General features: G+C 75.3%; 2 protein-coding genes. One reads left to right on the top strand and one right to left on the bottom strand.

Going from position 1 to position 1,064, the window contains the following annotated elements:
* On the bottom strand, positions 1-733 hold a 733-nt coding region (locus tag ACIWVC_RS33535), incomplete at its 3' end, for a BTAD domain-containing putative transcriptional regulator (RefSeq protein ID WP_396455082.1).
* A gap of 66 nt (positions 734-799) precedes the next feature.
* Here ACIWVC_RS33535 and ACIWVC_RS33530 point away from each other — a divergent pair.
* Entirely contained in the window at positions 800-1,057 is a 258-nt protein-coding gene (locus ACIWVC_RS33530) for a Rho termination factor (protein ID WP_396449615.1), read from the top strand.
* The last annotated feature ends 7 nt before the right edge of the window (positions 1,058-1,064 follow it).

The following is a 1,064-nucleotide window of genomic DNA, read 5'->3' as shown; positions in this document are numbered from 1 at the left end:
CAGGTGCGGGGCTCTCCCCCCGCAGGATGGACAGGTGGACGGCGGCCAGCTCCGGGGACGGGTCGACGCCGAGCCGGTCGGACAGGGCGCGCCGCGTCTCCTCGTACACCTCCAGTGCCTCGGCCTGCCGCCCCGCCGCGCACAGCGCCCGCATGAGGTGCCCGCGCAGCCGTTCGCGCAGCGGGTGCGCGGCGGCGAGCGGCTCCAGCTCGGCGACCGGCGGGACGGGCCGCCCGAGGGCGATCTCCGCGTCGACGCGGTCCTCGACGGCGGCGAGCCGCAGCTCCTCCAGCCGGGCGGAGATCCCGTACGCGAAGTCGGCGTCGGCGACGTCGGCGAGCGCGGGGCCGCGCCAGAGCTCGAGCGCCGCCCGCAGCCCGTCGGCGCGCCGCGCCGGGTCGTCCTCGGCGCGGGCCGCCGCCACGCCCCGCTCGAACGCGACCGCGTCGACCTCGGCCGGGTCGATGCCGAGCCGGTACCCGCCCGGCCCGTGCCCGACGACGTCCCGCCCGGCGACGCCGCGCAGCCGGGATACGAGCGCCTGCAGCGCGTTGCCGCCTCCCGCGGGCGGCGCCCCCTCCCACAGGTCGTCCAGCAGCCGCTCGGCCGACACGGGCCGCCCCGCCTCGGCCGCGAGCCGGACGAGCAGGGCGCGCAGCCGCCGGCCGCCGACCTCGACGGGCCGCCCGGCCTCGTCCCGCACTTCGAGCGGGCCCAGGATGCCAATGCGCACGACTCCCCTTCCCCGGAGTCGATTCTCTCCCATGTGTGGACCACGTGGGTCGGGTACGTGTCCGATATGCCTAGAGCACAGATCAAGGATGAGAAGACTTACCAGAAGCTCCGCGACAAGGGCGAGAGCAAGGAGAAGGCCGCGCGCATCGCGAACGCGTCCGCGAACCGCGGCAAGGGGAACGTCGGCCGCAAGGGCGGCAAGAACCCCTCCTACGACGACTGGACGAAGGACGAGCTGCTGAAGCGCGCCCGCGAGATCGGCATCGAGGGCCGCTCCTCGATGACCAAGTCGGAGCTGGTCAAGGCGCTGCGCGACCACTAGACGGAAC

The sequence above is a fragment of the Actinomadura sp. genome, from assembly GCF_044508335.1.
Taxonomy (GTDB): Bacteria; Actinomycetota; Actinomycetes; order Streptosporangiales; family Streptosporangiaceae; genus Spirillospora.
This window is presented reverse-complemented; position numbering and strand designations above follow the sequence as displayed.

Excerpts from the sequence above, each read along its gene's own strand:
- ACIWVC_RS33530 (WP_396449615.1), top strand. The coding sequence starts at position 800 with ATGCCTAGAGCACAGATCAAGGATGAGAAGACTTACCAGAAGCTCCGC.